This is a genomic window from Paenibacillus sp. CF384 (assembly GCF_900106745.1).
Taxonomy (GTDB): Bacteria; Bacillota; Bacilli; order Paenibacillales; family Paenibacillaceae; genus Paenibacillus_Z.
On record NZ_FNNV01000007.1, the window covers coordinates 37981 to 56255 of the forward strand.

At 54.6% G+C, this 18275-nt stretch carries 18 protein-coding genes; 5 read left to right on the forward strand and 13 right to left on the reverse strand.

From position 1 onward, the window contains the following. Positions 1-57 precede the first annotated feature (57 nt). Genes BLW29_RS13330 through BLW29_RS13340 form a run of 3 tightly spaced genes read right to left on the reverse strand, consistent with a single transcriptional unit; the run spans position 58 to position 2276 of the window. Positions 58-804 (reverse strand): amino acid ABC transporter ATP-binding protein, encoded by a 747-nt coding sequence (locus BLW29_RS13330; protein ID WP_090980242.1) that lies wholly within the window; start codon positions 802-804, stop codon positions 58-60. A gap of 19 nt (positions 805-823) precedes the next feature. Then, positions 824-1501, reverse strand: coding sequence for an amino acid ABC transporter permease (locus BLW29_RS13335; RefSeq protein WP_090980657.1), 678 nt, complete (start codon positions 1499-1501; stop codon positions 824-826). A 19-nt stretch (positions 1502-1520) separates the two neighbouring features. Beyond that, positions 1521-2276 (reverse strand): amino acid ABC transporter substrate-binding protein, encoded by a 756-nt coding sequence (locus tag BLW29_RS13340; protein ID WP_371264723.1) that lies wholly within the window; start codon positions 2274-2276, stop codon positions 1521-1523. A gap of 249 nt (positions 2277-2525) precedes the next feature. Here BLW29_RS13340 and BLW29_RS13345 point away from each other — a divergent pair, with 249 nt between their 5' ends. After that, positions 2526-3785, forward strand: a complete 1260-nt coding sequence (locus tag BLW29_RS13345) for a multidrug effflux MFS transporter (protein ID WP_090980246.1) — start codon at positions 2526-2528, stop codon at positions 3783-3785. Positions 3786-3838: 53 nt separating this feature from the next. On the opposite strand, the gene BLW29_RS13350 is transcribed toward BLW29_RS13345, so the two are convergent. From BLW29_RS13350 to BLW29_RS13365, 4 genes are all read right to left on the reverse strand, one after another. Then, positions 3839-4966, reverse strand: coding sequence for a glycosyltransferase WbsX family protein (locus BLW29_RS13350; protein ID WP_177186614.1), 1128 nt, complete (start codon positions 4964-4966; stop codon positions 3839-3841). A gap of 144 nt (positions 4967-5110) precedes the next feature. Next, complete coding sequence (locus BLW29_RS13355; protein ID WP_090980250.1) at positions 5111-6031, reverse strand: AraC family transcriptional regulator; 921 nt, start codon at positions 6029-6031, stop codon at positions 5111-5113. Between the two features lie 61 nt (positions 6032-6092). Continuing rightward, positions 6093-6932, reverse strand: a complete 840-nt coding sequence (locus tag BLW29_RS13360; RefSeq protein ID WP_256208596.1) for a sulfite exporter TauE/SafE family protein — start codon at positions 6930-6932, stop codon at positions 6093-6095. A gap of 128 nt (positions 6933-7060) precedes the next feature. After that, the gene (locus BLW29_RS13365) at positions 7061-7351 is read right to left on the reverse strand and encodes a hypothetical protein (protein WP_090980252.1); all 291 of its coding nucleotides are present in this window, start codon (positions 7349-7351) and stop codon (positions 7061-7063) included. Positions 7352-7570: 219 nt separating this feature from the next. Here BLW29_RS13365 and BLW29_RS13370 point away from each other — a divergent pair, with 219 nt between their 5' ends. Beyond that, positions 7571-7702: a DUF4023 domain-containing protein gene (locus BLW29_RS13370; protein ID WP_090980254.1), complete on the forward strand. Its 132-nt coding sequence runs from the start codon at positions 7571-7573 to the stop codon at positions 7700-7702. 632 nt (positions 7703-8334) lie between these two features. Here the strand turns inward: BLW29_RS13370 and BLW29_RS13375 are convergent. The 3 genes from BLW29_RS13375 to BLW29_RS13385 all read right to left on the reverse strand — a co-directional run bounded on the left by BLW29_RS13375 (position 8335) and on the right by BLW29_RS13385 (position 11420). Next, complete coding sequence (locus BLW29_RS13375; protein ID WP_090980256.1) at positions 8335-9939, reverse strand: flavin monoamine oxidase family protein; 1605 nt, start codon at positions 9937-9939, stop codon at positions 8335-8337. A gap of 165 nt (positions 9940-10104) precedes the next feature. Then, positions 10105-10383 (reverse strand): hypothetical protein, encoded by a 279-nt coding sequence (locus tag BLW29_RS13380; RefSeq protein ID WP_090980258.1) that lies wholly within the window; start codon positions 10381-10383, stop codon positions 10105-10107. 53 nt (positions 10384-10436) lie between these two features. Next, on the reverse strand, positions 10437-11420 hold the full coding sequence (locus BLW29_RS13385) for a quinone oxidoreductase family protein (protein ID WP_090980260.1): 984 nt from the start codon (positions 11418-11420) through the stop codon (positions 10437-10439). 185 nt (positions 11421-11605) lie between these two features. On the opposite strand from BLW29_RS13385, the gene BLW29_RS13390 reads away from it, so the two are divergent. Then, positions 11606-12439, forward strand: a complete 834-nt coding sequence (locus tag BLW29_RS13390) for a futalosine hydrolase (protein ID WP_090980661.1) — start codon at positions 11606-11608, stop codon at positions 12437-12439. 2 nt (positions 12440-12441) lie between these two features. Next, the gene (locus BLW29_RS13395; RefSeq protein WP_090980663.1) at positions 12442-13275 is read left to right on the forward strand and encodes a 1,4-dihydroxy-6-naphtoate synthase; all 834 of its coding nucleotides are present in this window, start codon (positions 12442-12444) and stop codon (positions 13273-13275) included. Between the two features lie 325 nt (positions 13276-13600). On the opposite strand, the gene BLW29_RS13400 is transcribed toward BLW29_RS13395, so the two are convergent. Then, on the reverse strand, positions 13601-14425 hold the full coding sequence (locus tag BLW29_RS13400; RefSeq protein WP_090980262.1) for an MBL fold metallo-hydrolase: 825 nt from the start codon (positions 14423-14425) through the stop codon (positions 13601-13603). Positions 14426-14551: 126 nt separating this feature from the next. After that, on the reverse strand, positions 14552-15592 hold the full coding sequence (locus tag BLW29_RS13405) for a Delta(5) desaturase DesA (protein ID WP_090980264.1): 1041 nt from the start codon (positions 15590-15592) through the stop codon (positions 14552-14554). A gap of 119 nt (positions 15593-15711) precedes the next feature. Here BLW29_RS13405 and BLW29_RS13410 point away from each other — a divergent pair, with 119 nt between their 5' ends. Further along, positions 15712-16647, forward strand: a complete 936-nt coding sequence (locus BLW29_RS13410; RefSeq protein WP_090980266.1) for an NAD(P)/FAD-dependent oxidoreductase — start codon at positions 15712-15714, stop codon at positions 16645-16647. Positions 16648-16743: 96 nt separating this feature from the next. Here the strand turns inward: BLW29_RS13410 and BLW29_RS13415 are convergent, their stop codons facing one another. Further along, positions 16744-18189, reverse strand: a complete 1446-nt coding sequence (locus tag BLW29_RS13415; protein WP_090980268.1) for a DEAD/DEAH box helicase — start codon at positions 18187-18189, stop codon at positions 16744-16746. Between the last annotated feature and the right edge of the window lie 86 nt (positions 18190-18275).

Genomic DNA, 18275 nt, shown 5'->3' on the forward strand with positions numbered 1-18275 from the left:
TTAGACGGGACGGGGCTTCTAATTGTAATTTTATTTCCATCTCTTCCAGTTTGACTGTTATTTCTCCAGCAAAATCGATAAAAACTGCTTGGTTCGCTCCTGCCGAGGGCTTCCAAATATTTGCTCAGGTGGGCCCTCTTCGACGATTACGCCCTCGTCGATCATGATAATGCGGTCAGCTACTTCACGGGCAAATTTCATCTCATGGGTCACGATCATCATCGTGCGTCCTTCTTTGGCAAGCTCGCGGATGACTTTCAGTACCTCCTGCACCAATTCCGGATCAAGCGCCGAGGTCGGTTCGTCGAAGAGCAGCAGCTTGGGATCGATGGACATGGCACGCGCAATGCCGATCCGCTGCTGCTGACCGCCGGATAGCTGATGCGGGTAAGCATCCGCTTTATCCGCGAGTCCAACCTTGTCGAGCAGCTCCGCAGCCCTTGCTCTGGCCTCCGATTTCGTTCGGCGCAGCGCCGTAATCTGCCCCTCCATGACGTTCTGAATCGCCGTCAAATGAGGAAACAGATGGTACGCCTGAAAGACCATCCCTGTCTGCCGCCGCAGCGATAATACGTCAGCAATCCTTGGCTTCACGCCTGGTTGAAAGGTAATGCTCGCATTGCCGATCGCAACCGAGCCCGATGTCGGCACCTCCAGCACATTCAGGCAGCGCAGCAGCGTTGATTTTCCTGAGCCGGACGGGCCAATCACGACGAGCACGCTGCCTTGCTCGAGGTGCATATCGATGCCTCGGAGCACAGGCGAAGAGCCGAACGATTTTGTTAGATTATGAACCTGAATCATCGCGCCTTCTCATGCTCCTCTACCCGGTATCGTACCGTTCGTAATATCGTTCCAATCGGCGCTGAAGCACGGATAACACCGTGCATATCAACAAATAGATCAGCGCCACTTCGCAATAAATAAGCAGCGGTTCATAGACGGTTGCTGTAATTTGCTGTCCTTTCTGAAACAGCTCCGTCAGCGTCAGCGTCGCTGCAAGCGACGTATCCTTTACCAAGCTGATAAACGAGTTCGACAGCGGTGGAACGGACACCCGCGCGGCCTGAGGCAGTATAATTCGGCGAAGCGCCGTCAGGCGCGTCTGTCCGAGCGAAAAGGCCGCTTCCCACTGCCCGCGCGGAATGGAGATGATCGCGGCACGTATAATCTCAGAGCCGTATGCGCCTACGCTGAGCGAGAATCCAATGACTGCCGAAGGGAACGGGTCAATTGTAATGCCGACACTCGGCAGCCCGTAGAAAATAATAAAGAGCTGCACAAGCAGCGGCGTTCCGCGAAAAATCCACACATAGAAGCGCGCCAACTGTGCCAGAGCGCGCATTTCAGACAGCCGTACAAGCGCGGTTACGACGGCTAGCAGCAGACCAAGTACAAACGAAATGATCGTTAACGGTACTGTAAAAGCTAACCCCGCCTTCAGCAAGGGCATGAAAGAATCGAGAAAGATGTGCAGCAGCCGCTCTGTGCGATCGCTCATCATGAATCAACCGCCTTCTTTACTGCGATACATCCTCGCCGAAATAGGTTTTGGAAATCGTCAAATAGGTGCCGTCCGCTTTCATGTCCGCAAGTGCTTTATTGATCGCGGTGACCAGCTCCGCATTGCCTTTGTGGAGCAGCAAGCCGCTTTGGGAGGAGCTATCCGTCTCGTCGACTACCTTGATCGGAACATCCGGACGCTGCTTCTTCAAATCCAGGAAGCTCAGCTTATCGTTGATGGTTGCATCAATTCGGCCGGAGGTAAGTAGATCAATCGCTTGGTTAAAGCCGTCGATCTGCACAATTTCCGCACCGTTTGCTTTGGCTATGTCACCTAGATCGCTCGTCAGCGACTGCCCTGACTTCTTGCCTTTGAGATCAGCCAGCTTCTTGATGTCGTTGTTGCTCTCCTTCACGATGAGGACAGCCTTTGACACAATATAGGGGTCAGAGAAATCATACTTCTCCTTCCGATCGTCCCGAATGGTTACTTCGTTCGCCACCATATCGAAGCGCTTCGCATCAAGACCGGCCAGCATGCCATCCCACTTCGTTTCAATGAATTTCGCTTTAACGCCAAGCCGCTTGGCGACTTCTTCCGCAATCTGCACATCAAAGCCCGTAAGCTTTCCGTCTTTATCGTGAAAGGTGAACGGAGCATAAGTGCCTTCTGTACCAACGGTAATTTCCCCGTTCGCCTTAATCGTTTCCAGCAAATTGGTACCCGGCGCGTCGGCATGATTGTTTGATTCTTGCTTGCCGCATGCGGGCATAGTAAAGGTCAGCAGCGCAGCAGCCGCAAGCGTCATATAGAAGCGGTTAGATCTAATTGTCATCGTTTGTAATTCCCCCCATTGTTATTTGGGGATAGTATGCTGACTTCTTCCTTGGTTCATTCCTCCTCGAATAAGTCATAGGATTTCGCAATTCGCCGCAATGAAAGGGGCATTCGTTGACAGTCCGAAGGGCTGTACTATAATAAATAGAGCTGCTTACATAGCTAGCAGAAAGGAAGTCACCTTATGAATCCACTGACAGGCGAATCCGCCGTCATGCCGCGCTCGAGACGGCTTTGGACGGCGGCCGTGCTTGGCTCGCTGAGCGCATTCGGACCGCTGTCGCTCGATATGTATTTGCCCGCGCTGCCGAAGTTGGCAGATGATTTAAACACGAGCACCTCGCTCGCGCAGCTCAGCCTAACCGCCTGTTTAATCGGACTTGCACTCGGGCAGCTGTTCGCTGGCCCAATCAGCGATGTGCGCGGCCGAAGACAGCCGCTGCTGATTGGCTTGCTGCTATACACGGTATCTTCGCTGCTATGCGCAATCGCGCCGTCGATCGGCACTTTTATCGTATTGCGATTCGTGCAGGGTCTAGCCGGTGCTGCCGGCATCGTCATCGCACGCGCGATCGTGCGCGATCTCTATACAGGGCCGGAGCTGACCAAGTTCTTCTCGCTGCTCATGCTGGTCAACGGCATTGCGCCGATAGCCGCCCCTATATTCGGCGGACAACTGCTTCATTTTACGACTTGGCAGGGCGTGTTCGTCGTGCTAGGCGCAATCGGTCTTATTATGTTCATCGCCGTACTACTTGGTCTTCCCGAAACACTCCCGATCAACCGACGTGCAAAAGGCGGAATCCTAAATACCCTCTCGACATTCCGCGGGCTGCTGACGAACCGTTCGTTCATGGGCTACGCGCTGGCACAGGGCTTCGTCATGGCCGCGATGTTTGCTTATATCTCCGGCTCGCCGTTCGTCCTGCAGGACGTGTATGGCGTATCGCCGCAGATATTCAGTCTCTGCTTCGCGATTAACGGGCTCGGCATTATCGTGGCAAGCCAAATCGCCGGCCGGCTGGCGGGCCGAGTGGACGAGGTGAAACTCCTCGTCACCGGGCTTTGTTTGGCTGCACTCGGCGGCATCGTACTGCTGATCATGCTGCTTATCCATGCGCCGCTGCTGCTCGTCCTGCTGCCGCTCTTCTTCGTTGTCGCAAGCGTTGGAATTGTGACCACAATGGGCTTCTCGCTCGCGATGCGCAGTCAAGGCCATGCTGCCGGCAGTGCTTCCGCGCTGCAAGGACTCCTATCATTCCTGTTCGGCTCCATCGTTGCACCGTTTGTCGGCATTGCCGGGAGCCATACGGCCATTCCGATGGGGATCATCATAGCCGCGCTCGATATTCTGGCGCTGCTGATCTTCTTCATGCTAGTCGGCGGCAAATCAGCCCTAGCAGATACCACAACAAAAACCCCTTCATCCGGGCAGCAGCGCTAACATGCGCTGCGTCCCCCGGTGAAGTGGTTTTTCTATACCATCCTATTCGCTGCTCAGCCAAACACGCGCTTGATCGCTTCCAGATAAGCCATTCCGTTCTTCGTATCCGGCTCCAAGTAGCTGCCTTCCGTCCACTCGTTCCATGCATTAACTGTAAATGCCGGGAAGCCATTCAGCTCTTGGGAGAGGAACTGCTTCATCCTCACCAGCGACAGCTCAAACTGCGCCGGCGTGTTGCCGGACAGCATCCCCATATAAGGATAGCCTAGATTCTCATACCCATCCGACTGCACCGTTCGTGGCGAAGAGTCCCAGCCCATCGTCACGTTCGGCAAATAAGGCAGGCCGTACATCGCGGAGAACTTCGACCAATCCTCCGTCGATTTCGCACTGATCTCAGCATACGGCGTCTCCGGAAACGTCGGCAGCTCTTGATGGTGAATCCATACATACGAAGAGATACTGTCGACCCCCAGCGCAGCCAGCAGCTCGGTGCCGTTCGTAATCTTCTGCTCACCCGGGAGAATCTGCACGCCCCATACGACCGCATTCACATGCAGCTCGCCGAGCCCTGCCGCGCGAACCCGAGCACGGAAATCATCAAGCGCTTCTCTCGTCGCTTCGATGCTGCCAAGCCCTTTCACCAAGCTCATCAGCTCGTACACCGAGAAATACAGCTTTCCGTCCACACGCCAATAGTTCGGCCTTGTGAAGTACGTCCGGATCATGTGATCGGTTGCCTGCGTAAAGGCTTCGCGGCTGACTGTGCCCTGTGCCAAAATATTATAAGGCGTGCTTCGCTGAGCCGGATGGATATCCATCCAATCATGGTTCGCCCACATCAAGGCAAATTTCAATCGGCTGTTGTTGTCCGCGCCTAGAAAACCTTCCTCCAGCGCGCGATCCAAATACGGCCCATCCTCGTACCAGTACCAATCAAATATAAATGTGTCCACGCCGTGGTCGGCAGCAGCGTCGATTTTGCGCGACATGACAGCCGGGTCTGCCTCATCCTCATAGCCCCACAGCGGCACTTTCGGCTGGTCGTGTCCTGCAAAACGCGGCTCGGCGCGCTTCGTCAGCTCCCACTCCGTCCACCCTTTGCCATGCCAGGCTTCATTGCGCTTATCCACGTGATAGTTCGGAAAATAATAGACGGCTACTTCAACTGGTTTGCTCATCGTATCGATCGGCCTCCAAACGAATAAAGGATCATCTGCTAGGTCCATCCTACCCCAGCCGCGATGATCCTGTATTTGGAGCGCAGGCGTTAGTTTTTGCACAAAAAGCGAAGAAGTGGATGGGCGGATAACCGCTAACCGCATCTAAGGAGTTCCGCGCAGGGAATCGCCGTACGCCCGCGGCGGCATCCCTTCCAGCTTCTTGAAGAGGCGGCTAAAATAATGCAGGTCCTCATAACCGCACAACGCCGCAATTTCGCCGACGGATAATTCTCCCTGCCGCAGCAGCTCTTTGGCACGCTCCATCCGAAACCGCGCCAAGTAGCGCGTCCACGAGAGGCCGGTCGCTTGTTTGAACAGTGTCCGGGCATACTTCGCCGTCATGCCATAGCTGCGTACAATACTGTCGATATCGAGCTCCGTGCGATAGCCTTGGCGCATCAGTTCAATCATTTCCGCGATCATCGCCTTGTGAGGACTGTCCTGTTTGATGCCTTCGGAAGTGTGCGTATCTGCAAGCAGCAGCCCGATCACATCGAGCAGACAGGCACGCATCCGCACTTGATAGCCGAATGGTTTGCGGGTGAACAGATCCAGCAGCTCCGCGAACCGTTCGCCGAATCGAGGAGCGTACGCTCCGGCATGGTGGACAGCCGGAAGCTCGAAATCGGTGAACTGCAGCGTCTGTCGCTCCAGCAGCTCCTCCTGCACCGGCACCTCGGGCAGATTCGCATAGTCCACTTTTACATATACTTCATCGGAGAAATCCTGCTCCCGGCCCAGATAGATCGGGTCAAAGTGGCAGGCATAATAAGCGAAGGAACCTCCTTCCGTCACTTTGCACGCATTAAGTACAAGTGGCGGAATGATATGCAGATCGCCTGCTCGCAGCACATAGTCCACATCGCCGAGCGTGTAGCATGCACTGCCTCTTGTTACGTAAATAAACTCGTAGTCGTAAATCACTCTGCGCGGCACGCGGTAGTGCTCGTTACCTTCATTGTAGTGAACATACCGCACATAGGGGGCCAGCTGCAGCAGGCCAATCGGTATAGGTTGCGACATGCAGCGATGCCTCCCGGTACAATAGGATGATTATAGTATAGGTGATTTATGGCAGTAGTCGCTAAGTCAAAATCATACGTACGGCAAACAGCGCGAGCGCCGCGCACATGATGCGAATGAGCAGCTTGCTGCCGATTTTGCGTGAGATGATCGCTCCGACATAGCCGCCAATCAGCGCCCCGGGCGCTAGCGGCAGCACAAGCTGCCAGTCCCATTCCCCGCGATACAGATGCATGCCGCTGCCGAACAGTGCCGAAACCAAGATGACGGACATCGACGTCGCCGTCGCGATATGCGGCGGAAACCGGAATAGCAGGACCATGGCCGGAATAAGCAGCACGCCGCCTCCGATGCCAAGCAAGCCGGAGATTAGGCCAACTACTCCCCCGATGAGCAGGGCCGGCAGCATGCTGTAGCCATAGTCGAGCTGCGCTCCGTTTCCGTCTATGTAGGATTTTGCGTATCGCCATGTTCCGCGAAACGGTTTGATGCGGCTGCGAAGCAGCAGCAATACGACCATGAACAGCATGAAGTAGCCGAACGCCCGGCGGAAAACATCCGGCTCGAACAGCGAGGTCAAACTGGCGCCGACCACCGACATGGGACCGCTTGAAATGGAGAAGAAGAACGCGCAGCGAAGATCGGTTTTGCCCTCTCGATAGAACGTGATCGTCGACGTCAGCGAAGTAAATACGAGTACGCCAAGCGAAACGCCGACCGCCATCGTCGTATCGATGTCCATGCCCAGCATGGACGGACCAAGCAGCAGCAGCGCAGGTATAATGATGACCCCGCCTCCGAGACCGACGACGGCACCGAAGGTTGACGCGACTAATCCAAGAGCGAACAGAACAAGCAGTGTGGGCACGTCCCACATGAAACTATTTAGAGCCAGAGTCATGACGCGTGTTTACCCTCATTTCGATGTTATAGCCTCTACCCCCTATTATACAAAAATAAGAGCTCCCCCGTGTCCATGAACAGACACTCGGGAAAGCCCTTATTGTTTATAAGAAATGATGGATATCATTATTCCGTCGCTTCACCTTCTGCTGCTTCTTCTTCGGCAGCAGCTTCTTCCGCAACTTCCTCGGATTCTTCAGCTTCTACAGCTGATTCTTCTTCGGATGATGCTTCCTCTTCAGATGCTTCTTCCTGGGATTCTTCTGCCGCTTCCTCAGCTTCTTCAGCTGCTTCTTCGGCTTCCTCGGATGCTTCAGCTGCTTCTTCTGCAGCTTCTTCGCTAGCAGCAGCTACTTCCTCAGCTGCTTCCAGTTCGCTTGAAATTTCTTCTGAAACGATCTCTTCCTCATGGCTCATAGTAATCACCTCCTGGGTTGTTGTTACTATTATTGTAGCGCTTTCATAGAAGGAAACAAGAGTGTAAAATGTCGGAAAATAGCAGTTGTAAAATTTATTTTACGATATTCATAGATTGTGACGAAAAGGCGCAAAACCTGCGTAAAATGGGCGTTTCTTGCATGTTTACAGCCGGGTCTGGTGAGACTAAATGAGGCGAATTCCGAAGGAGGTAATCACATGGATCAAACGAGCGATTTCGTGAACAAGGTACACGATACGCAGGCCAAAGCCGAAGGCAACAAACAGCGCCAGGGCAAGGGTGCCCCGGCCAAACAGCTGGGCAACAAACAGCACGCCACGAACAAGTAACCTCGGGCGGATTGGACAGGAAAAAGGCGGTGCAGGTAGGTTCCTGCTCCGCCTTTTTGGGCTGGCTTCGTTTTCGACTAATATGCAGTCCTCTGAGGGAGATTCCAGCACGAAATTTGCTGCAATTGCTGCCATGTAGATCTCTTGGCGTGCTACTTGAGCCATATTCGGCGGGTTGGGGGCCAGGTAGACCTCTGGGTTCGCTTCTTGCTCCAAATTTGCTGCTTTCGCTGGCATGTAGACCTCTAGGTTCGCTTCTTGCTCCAAATTTGCTGCTTTCGCTGGCATGTAGACCTCTGGGTTCGCTTCTTGCTCCAAATTTGCTGCTTTCGCTGGCATGTAGACCTCTGGGTTCGCTTCTTGCTCCAAATTTGCTGCTTTCGCTGACATGTAGACCTCTGGGTTCGCTTCTTGCTCCAAATTTGCTGCTTTCGCTGGCATGTAGACCTCTGGGTTCGCTACATGTGTTGCTCTGGGGGCTACTCTTTGCTCGTTGACTCCACTATTCAGTGGATGTGTTGCTCTGGGGGCTACTCTTTGCTCGTTGACTCCACTATTCAGCGAATGTGTTGCTCTGGGGGCTGCTCTTTGCTCGTTGACTCCACTATTCAGCGGATGTGTGGCTCTGGGAGCTACTCCACGCTCTCGTCCGCCGCCCGCAGCGCCTCCATGATCTCCGCCGCGGCGCGTTCGCCGGATTCGACGGCGCCGTTCATGTAGCCTTGGAAGACGACGGAGGTGTGCTCGCCGGCAAAATGGCATGCGCCTTTGCTGCCCTCGCATTCCCCTTCGATGCCCGTAAATTTGGTGTACTGCCCCACCTTGCGGTAAGCGTACGAACCGAGCGAGAACGGATTGCCCGGCCAGTAGTCGCGCGTCACCTTGCCGTTCCAACGCTGCGTCATACCGGGTATCACCGGCTCCAGCTGATGCAGGAACTGCTGCGCTCGCTCCGGCAGCGAGCCAAGGTTCATCCCGTCTGCTACATTGCCCCCCGTGTACGCAACCAGAATACCCGATTTTCCCGGCTGACCGCGGGTGACATCGAATGTATTTTGATACCCGCCGTCCGTGATGGTATCGCCGTTGCAGCCTGTCGAAGTCCAGTGACGGTCGGTAAATTGCACATGAAGCTTGCTGTTTGCCCCCATGCCAAGCTCTTCGATCGCTGCAAGCTTGAGCGGCCGAAACCCCGCCTTGCTGTAATCAACGGAACTCCTCAATATCGAAAACGGGATCGTGAGCACTACATGCTCCGCTGCCACCTCATGCGTACCGCTCCGATCCTGCAAGGTCAGCCGGTAACTGCCATCCGCCGCCTCCGCAATCGCGATTAACCGGCAACCACGCTGCAAGGTACCGGGCGCAAGCCTGTCCATCAGCCGATGGACGATTTGATCGTTCCCGCCGCGCACATGGTACCGCTCATCCGACACGCCAAACACACTAAACTTCTCCCCATCCGGGATATAATCGTGTAGATACAGGAAGTTCAAAGCACTTTGCTGCGAGGATTCCGCCCCATACTCAATGTTGCAGGCGATATCAATCAGCTTCCCAAACTTCGACAGCTTGCCGCCGGGCACGCTCTCTTCGATCCAATCCACGACCGACATTCGGTCGAGCTCAAGGCCCCGCGGGGTATAGTGGTTGTACACTGTGGGGAATCCTGCAGCCTTCAAATCCGCATTCAGCTTCGGCACTACCGCCTGAAAGTCTCGCGTCGCATCCGCCAGTGTGTAAGGCTCGCCGTCAAAATAATAACAAGGCTCCGTACCCGCAAGCTCCGCAGCAAGCAAATCATTCAGCGCAAGTCCAAGCTCCTCAATCAGCTCGCGCAGCGCAGCATGGCCGGTATCAATCAGCATCCCGCCGCGCTCAATCGATTGCCCATCGTCAAAAGCGCCGCGCCGGGTGTCAACGCGGCCGGGGATCTTCTTATGATCGGCCTCGAACACTACCGGCTTGAAGCCTGCCTGCTCCAGCCGATATGCGCATGTCAGACCGGCGAGGCCGCCTCCAATAATGGCAATTCGGGATGCGAGTACAGAGCGTGAAGCTTGTACCGGGGGATGAAAAGGGGAAGTAATCGGCTCGTCATGAGGCAATGCGAGCGGATGAGCAGCTTTTCGTTTCCATTCGTATACGACTTGTTCAAAAGGGATTTTTCTCTGGTTAGCCTCTTCTAGAACGACATACATGTCTTTAAATAATTGAGCCAGCGCGGTATGAGGCATACGATCCTCCTTCATGGACTGTTCCACAATCTTTCTATTAATCTAGTACTATGTATGTGCAGTCCGAATGAAAGAGGAAACGGCGCTCTACGATTTTCCGCGCACAACAAAGAAGCCCACGACTCTTGAACAAGAGTCATGGGTTTCAGCCTCGTTTAGCTGCCTTTAGTCAATGTAGCCGGCAATGCCTTTATCCATCAAATATTCCATCTCAACGTCCAAAATCGTTTCCACCGTCAGCTCGTCCAGCTTCAGCCCCGGGCGACTCAAAATATAATCCACCAGCTCGTCGCTGTCGATATTCACTTCGCCATTCTTGTCTTCTTGCGCGTTGTTGATGAACGTCTGCTCATGCTGCAGCACTTGCTCGATGCTGCTCGGTGCCGCTTTTGTTTTGCCGGCGATGAACTGAACCATCTCTTGCATGTTGATTTCTTCACTCATGTGGGGTCAACTCCTAGTCGGTTAATTGTGGTAAATCCATTGTATCATCACAGTTAGGGAATCAGCAAAATTTTGCCCGTACTCGCGCGGCTCTCCAAGTAGCGATGGGCCTCGGCGCCATCGGCAAGCCGAAATGTTGTAGGCTCCGATAGGCGAAGCCTGCCCTCCAGCATATCTGCAAACAACTCGCTGCCTCGTCTACTGCGTTCTTCGGCTGATGTGATGTGGTTCCAGAGATCGCCTCCGGTTAGGGTTTTGCTCGTATCCATCAGCATCCGCGGATCAACCGGCGCAGGATCGCCGCCGGCCATCCCGAAGAAAACGACCGTTCCTTTGATACGGACCACTTTGAAGCTGTCCATCAACGTAGAACCTACGGAGTCGTACGCTACATCGAGGCCCGTGGCCGCAACCTCGGCGCTGACGGCAGACCATTTTAGCACGTCACTCACCCAGTCTGTGTTATACAGGAACACCTCGTCGGCCCCTGCCGCGAGCGCCGCTTCGCGTTTCTCCGGACTGGATGTCAGGCCGATAACCTGAGCTCCTCTAGCCTTGCATAATTGAATGAGCAGCTGACCAACCCCACCTGCCGCCGCGTGAACGAGCACTCTATCGCCCTGTTTCACCGCGTAGCTGTCGTTTACAAGATATTGCGCCGTCAGCCCTTGGAGCAGTACAGCTGCGGCGTCTTCGTAGCTGATGCCTTCCGGAAGCTTGATGACCCGGTCCGCAGGCACAAGGACAAGCTCCGCATTCCCGTGCGGTGCATCCGCGAAACCGACGCGGTCTCCGACTTGAATGCCCTCCACATCAGGCGCAACCTCCTCGACCACGCCTGCTCCTTCATAACCCAGTATGTAAGGCGGCTCACCGACCAGATGGTAGTTGCCGCGCCGCCGATAGATATCTGCATAATTGAGACCGATCGCCCGTGTGCGAACTTTTACCGTGCCTGCTTGAATCGCCGGCTCCGGGATATCTTGGAGGGTAAGCACCTCCGGTCCTCCGAATGTATGGAAAACTAATGCTTTCATGTTGTCGTCTGTCACCTCTTCATGGATTCAACCTCTAGCTTACTCTTAACGCGCGCTCGTCTCAAGTCAGTCCGGGGAAGCGAAACTCCCGGTTTAGGATATCCATCATAAAAATGTTACAATACTTTTTATAGTAACGTCCGGTCCATATCGTTTCAGCGTGAGTAAGGGAGATGTTCATGGTGATGCCAAGCAATGGGGAAAATTTAAACGGTGGAGTCAATGGAGAAAAGATAGATACACGCCGCATATTAATTGTGACGGCTGTCGATGCCGAGCGTGACGCCGTGCTGCGCGGGCTCGGCCCGGCGGCGGCGCAGTTTCACGTAATCGCCGCGGGCGTTGGCCCGGCGGCGGCCGCGGCTGTAACGGCGGCGACGCTGGCGGCTGGCGGCGGAGCCGGTGCGGTGGGGACGAGCTCCAATGCGGTGAGTGCGGCGGCGAGTATAGACGCCGGTGGAGCGAGCTCCGCCAAGGCGGCAGCCGGCGGCGCCGGCAAGAGCGGCGCAGACGCGACCATGGGCGGGTACCGCCTGGTCGTCAGCGCAGGCATCGCCGGCGGCTTCGCCGGGCGGGCCGCGCTCGGCTCGCTCGTGGTCGCGAGCGAGATCATCGCCGCCGACCTAGGCGTCGAGACCCCGGGCGGCTTCGCCAGCGTAGATGAGCTCGGTTTCGGCTCATCCCGCTCCGGGGTCTGCGCGCGCAGCGCTAGCGCTTTGGCCGCGGCGCTTAGCGCGGCCGGTCTGCCGGTTGTCACGGGGCCAGTGCTCACCGTGACAACGGCAACAGGCACAGCCGCCACAGCTGCGGAGCATGTGCGGCGGGTGCCGGAAGCCGCAGCCGAAGCGATGGAAGGCTTCGGCGTGGCAAGTGCAGCCCGGCACTTCGGCGTGCCCGTGCTGGAGCTGCGCGCGATCTCGAACGCGGTCGGCCCGCGTGACCGCGATGCGTGGCGTATCGGCGATGCGCTTCAAGCACTTGAGCGCGGCAGCGCAATTCTAAAGGAGGCACTCCAATGACAATGAATATAGCGTTCTCTCCATGTCCGAACGATACCTTTGTATTCCACGCCTTGGTGCACGGATTGATTCCCGGTGCACCGGAGTTTGACGTGACCTACGCGGATATCGATGTTACGAACAACTGGGCGGCGAAAGGCGCCGGTCCCGAAATACTCAAAATCTCCTACGCCGCTCTACCATGGGTGCTGGACGATTACGCCCTGCTGCCCTGCGGCGGTGCGCTGGGCCGCGGATGCGGACCGCTCGTGCTGACCAAAGGTGAAGCAGGCAATCCGGCTGCGCTCGCAGGCAAACGAATTGCCGTGCCAAGCGATCGCTCCACTGCTTACCTGCTCTTCCGTCTGTGGGCAGCACAGCTTGTCCCTGACGGTAATATGGAAATCGTCGTCATGCCCTTCCATGAAATCATGCCCGCCGTCAGAGACGGCTCCATCGACGCGGGTCTCGTTATCCATGAAGCCCGCTTCACTTACCAGAACTACGGCCTCAACATGATGGCTGACCTTGGCAGCTGGTGGGAGTCCGATACCGGTCTGCCCATTCCACTCGGCGCTATTATTGCCCGCCGTTCCCTTGATGCAGCATCGCTCACATCGTGGATTCGTGCCTCGGTCGAATACGCCTGGGAACATCCTGAAGCGTCTGCTGACTATGTCATGCAGCATGCACAGGAGATGTCGCCGGACGTCGCCAAGCAGCACATCGCGCTGTATGTTAACGAATATTCCGCCAACCTAGGCGAGAGCGGTTATGCCGCCGTCGAAGCACTCCTCGGACGAGCTGCCCAAGAAGGCCTCGTGCCGGCATTCGACCTAGCCAAGCTTCGCCTATAAACTCATAAATGCAAGAGCTGCCCCAAAAGTATACGACTTTGGGGGCAGCTCTTGTTTTGCATGATCATTTTCACAAAGTACCTAGAGCCCGCTCAGGAATTGTTGCAGAAAAAGCAACATTCCACCCCTCGAAGTAGAACCAAACACCTCAATGTTGCAAAATATGCTACAAATTTTCTCTTATTAGCTCCAATGAGGCGATCTGAGAAGAGAATGTTGCATAAAGCGCAACATTTCCTCAATATGACTTCATTTCCGTAAGAAATGTTGCATGAAATGCAGCATTTCAAAACCATCCAAACATTGGGGAGAGTTGTAGAATCCCCTAGCCCCCAAGCTCCCGCTCGAACAACTGCTGATTGCCCAAGTGGAACTTGCGCAGGTTGCGAGGGAACGGGCAGCCTTCAATGAGTGCATCAATCGCCGCCTGATCTCCTGCCGCGACGGCTTCCCGCATGGCTGCTATGTATGCGAAATCCGCCGTTTGACGGCGTTTCATCTCCCCAACATCCATGGTCGAATTTCCGTGACCCGGGATCAAGCGCATGATGGAATGCGAAGCCAAAATCGTATCCAGCTTGCTGATACTCGCCTCGTACAACGTGCTGCTGAAATAGATATACGGAAACTCAATGTCCGACCAGTAATCACCGGCTAGCAGCAGCCCAAGCGGCTCCACCACCGTGTACATGCCATCATCATTGTGCCCCGGTGACAGATAGAAAGTCAGCTTCGTTTCGCCGGCAAGCTGCAACACCTGACCATCGTACTCCGCTCGGTGCTGCACAACCGGATAAGCAATCTCATAGTCACGCTCCAAATAATAGCTGTCCTCGAAGTCCCGAATTTGCTCGAGAATAGCATCCTTCTCAACCGAATTCTTATCCGCCAGAGCAGCAGATGCAATCACTTCCGCATCCAAGAAAGCTCCGTAACCAATAATGTGGTCGTAGTCCGAGTGCGTGAACAACACATACTTCGGCCTTCCGGCAGCAACTTTATCCGCGTACAACCGAATCTCTTCGACCTCGTGAGGCAGCCAGCACGGATCGACGATAATGATGGCATCCTCGGTCTCAATGACAGCCGACATCGTCTTATACAGCGCGCTCTCAAACAGCGTCAGCGCTCCATCTCTACGTTTAATCATAACAACTGCATCCTCCCTATTTTGAACCCGAATATTTACTATGTATTTCACTTGTATTTGTCATTGTACGCACCTGCAAATAAACAATCGCCCTCCAAGCTAAGCTTGGAGAGCGATCCATCTCTATTATAATTCCGCAGCTGCAGCCGCAGCTGTAGTTGTCTTCGCAACCCGCGTCAGCCGCTTCATATCGCGAAACCCGATTAATCTCTTGCTAGGCTCATGCCACAAGCGGAAATTAAGCGAGCTCAAGCTCGTAAGAATCGTAATCGTTCTAACATCCTGCATACGCGGGTTTGTCTCATGAACCGCTTCCAAGTTATAGTTTGGAATCCGAGGGCTTAAATGGTGGATATGATGGAAACCAATGTTGCCCGTAATCCAGTGCAGGATACGCGGCAATCTATAATAAGAGCTGCCATGCATGGCGGCCTTCACGAAGTCCCATTCGGCATCCGCCTCATAATACGACTCCTCGAATTGATGCTGCACATAAAACAGCCAAATACCTGCAACACTTGAGATGAAGAAGATCGTACCCTGAATCAGAAGAAACGCCTGCCAGCCAACAGCCCAGATAAGCAGAGCCGTTACAGCCGCGATTCCGGCATTCGTAATATACGTATTGATCCGTTCTTTCGTACTCGCCCGTTTGCGATTGAAACGATAATCGATCAAGAAGATGTAAATCGGGCCAATCGTAAACATAATAAAAGGATTGCGATACAACCGATACACGAGTCGGCGCAGCGGTGAAGCGCTCAAATATTCGTCTACCGTCAGCGTCCAAATATCTCCCGTACCCCGACGATCGAGGTTGCCGCATGTCGCATGATGGACCGTGTGGCTATGCTTCCATTGCATATAAGGGACATAAGTCATGATGCCGGTAATGGTGCCGACGATATCATTGGCTTTGCGATTTTTGAAAAATGACTTGTGACAGCAATCATGGAAAATAATAAAAGTCCGAACGAGGAATCCGCCTGCAATCATTGAAACACCGACTGTCAACCAAGGGGAGATGGATAAGCAGAGGTAAGCAGCGAGCCATAGCAGCACTACAGGTCCGATCGTGTTGATGATTTGCCAAATACTGTTCTTGAGCTTCGGTCGTTCAAATGCTGCAATTTCTTTACGCCAATGGCCTTGCTCAGCTTCTATCATTCAGTTGTTTAGTCCTCTCTCCACGCTGCTTTTCTAAGTTTCATTGTATCAATAACGGTAGTACGAAAGATAGGCACAAGTCGTTCCAATAATTCTGACGAACTTTAGGAGGTGCCCGGATGGTTTATGACTGCATCATCATCGGAGGCGGAATCGCCGGACTGCAGGCCGCTATTCAGCTCGGACGATATGCGATGCACGATGTGCTCGTTATTGATTCCAGCGATGGACGCTCCAAGATCTGCCGCAGCTATCGAAATCTGCTGGGTTATCCTGATGGTGTATCCGGTGCTGCCCTCCGAGAGGCAGGTCTTGCACAGGCTGCCGATTATGGCATCCAAGTCATAACAGACACCATTCTCGAAGCTCGAGGCATCGCGTCCAACCTGTTCAAGCTTCACGGCAGTAAGCCCGAGAACGCTGCTTACCAATCGCGGACGCTGCTGATTGCCACGGGCGTCATGGACCGGCTGCCGGATTATCCGGAGCTGCGGCCATGTCTGGGACTCACCGTATTCGTCTGCCCGGATTGTGACGGTTACGAGATAAGGAATCGCAGCACGCTCGTGCTCGGAGCCGGAGATGTAGGTGCCCGCATGGCGCTCACCTTGCGCACATGGACGGACAAGCTGCTCTACATCGACCAAGCGTCGGAATCCCAGACAATAAGCGCCTCCTTGCTAGAGCAGCTCGCCGCCGCTTCAATCCCTTATCAAAGAGCCGAGCATCTGCACGTTCGCGCTGATCGAGATGGCAACCTGCAAGGTATTACCTTTCAGGATGGCACCCGCATCGAGGCCGATCGCGCTTTTCTCGCCTATGGCGGCAATGAGGTGAGATCCTCGCTCGCCCGTCAGCTAGGCGCCAAGCTGCACGAGAACAGCCATATCTGGACGGAGCCGCGCAGCAAAATGACCAGTATCCCCGGCGTCTGGGCAGCCGGTGACGTTGCCGTACATGCCGAACAGGTGTCCATCGCAATGGGAGAAGGTGCACAAGCTGCAATCTGGATTCATAAGACACTGCTGAACATGAAGCAGCCGCAGCAGCCGTAAACGCAGGCGACGTTCGTGACAGGGCCGCTGAGTCGCCTACGCCGGCCTTTCACGACACATATCCGGATCAACGAGGCTCCAACCCTACTTCGAGCCTCACTTGTTCGCAATATGTACTTTAAGCACTTTTCCTTTCACGGTCGTGTTCTTCATCGCCCGCAGGACAAGGGAGCCTTTTCCATTCAAAATCTCCACGAAGGTCGCACTGTCCTCAATCGTGATAATGCCGATATCTGCTGCGGTCATTCCTTCCAGCTTCGCGATCGTCCCGACAAAATCCACTGCCCGCAGCTTCTTCTTCTTCCCCCCGCCAAAATACAGCTTCGTAATATCCTGGCTCAGCAGCTCTCGTTTATCGAGTCGAGGCGCATCCAGGGCACTCAGCTTCTCGTCGAAGGCTTCCTTAGCTTCCGCAACCTGCGCTGCGCTTGGCGGCTCTGCCCGAGGCAGCTCGAAGCCGATGTAGCCTTGAATATCGTCGAGGTACCTGCCTTCACTCGGCGTAGCGAACGTAATTGCGATACCACTCTGTCCTGCCCTGCCTGTTCGGCCTGTACGGTGCACGAAGTTCTCTTTGTCCATCGGCAGGTCATAATTGATGACATGCGTAATATTCTCGATATCGATGCCGCGGGCCGCCAGATCGGTCGCCACTAAGTAGCGGAACTCCCGCCTGCGGAAGGCATGCATGACGCTGAAACGATCATTTTGCTCCATGCCGCCGTGGATTTTGTCGCAAGGATATCCGCTTTGTCTTAGCATACGGCTGACCTGGTCAACTGCTTCCTGCGTGCGGCAGAAAATCATGCAGCTGTCCGGATTTTGGATCGTAGTGACGGCCTTCAGCAGCTCCGGCTTTCTCTCATCCTTCACGATGTAGAGCGTGTGAGCAATCCGATCCGTTGTAATGCCTGCCGTTTCAATCTCAATATCAACAGGGTCCTTCATATGTCGATGGCACAGCTGCTCCACGTCCGGCGGCAGCGTTGCGGAGAACAGCAGCGTGACTCTGTCCTTAGGCAGCTCCTTGATGATAGACTCCACCTGCTCAATAAATCCGCGGTTAAGCATCTCATCCGCTTCATCGATGACTAGGTAACGCAGCCGATCAACATCCAGGGTCCCGCGTTTGATATGATCCAGCACGCGCCCGGGCGTACCCGCGACGATATGGACCTTCTGCTGCAGCTCCAGCTTCTGTTGGGCGAACGGCTGCTTGCCATAGATGGCAACCGCCTTGATGCGCTTGAATCTGCCGATATTAATCAGATCCTCTTTGACCTGCCCTGCCAGCTCACGCGTTGGCGTCAGCACAAGCGCCTGCGGTCTGTTCTCCTCCCATTCCACGAGCTCGCAGATCGGGATGCCGAATGCGGCCGTCTTGCCGCTTCCGGTCTGGGATCGAACGGTGAGATCGCGATGTGCGAGCACCTCCGGGATGACTTTGCTCTGAACCGGTGTCGGTTCCGTATAACCAAGATGATCTAGTGCACGAACGATTTCCTCGCTTAATGGATACTGTTGAAAAGGGTTTACTTGCATAATTGCTCCTTCGCCGAACTATTGGGATGTTACTAGTATAGCCTAATTTCACCTCGGTGCCGTTGTTTTGGTACAATCGTCTTACC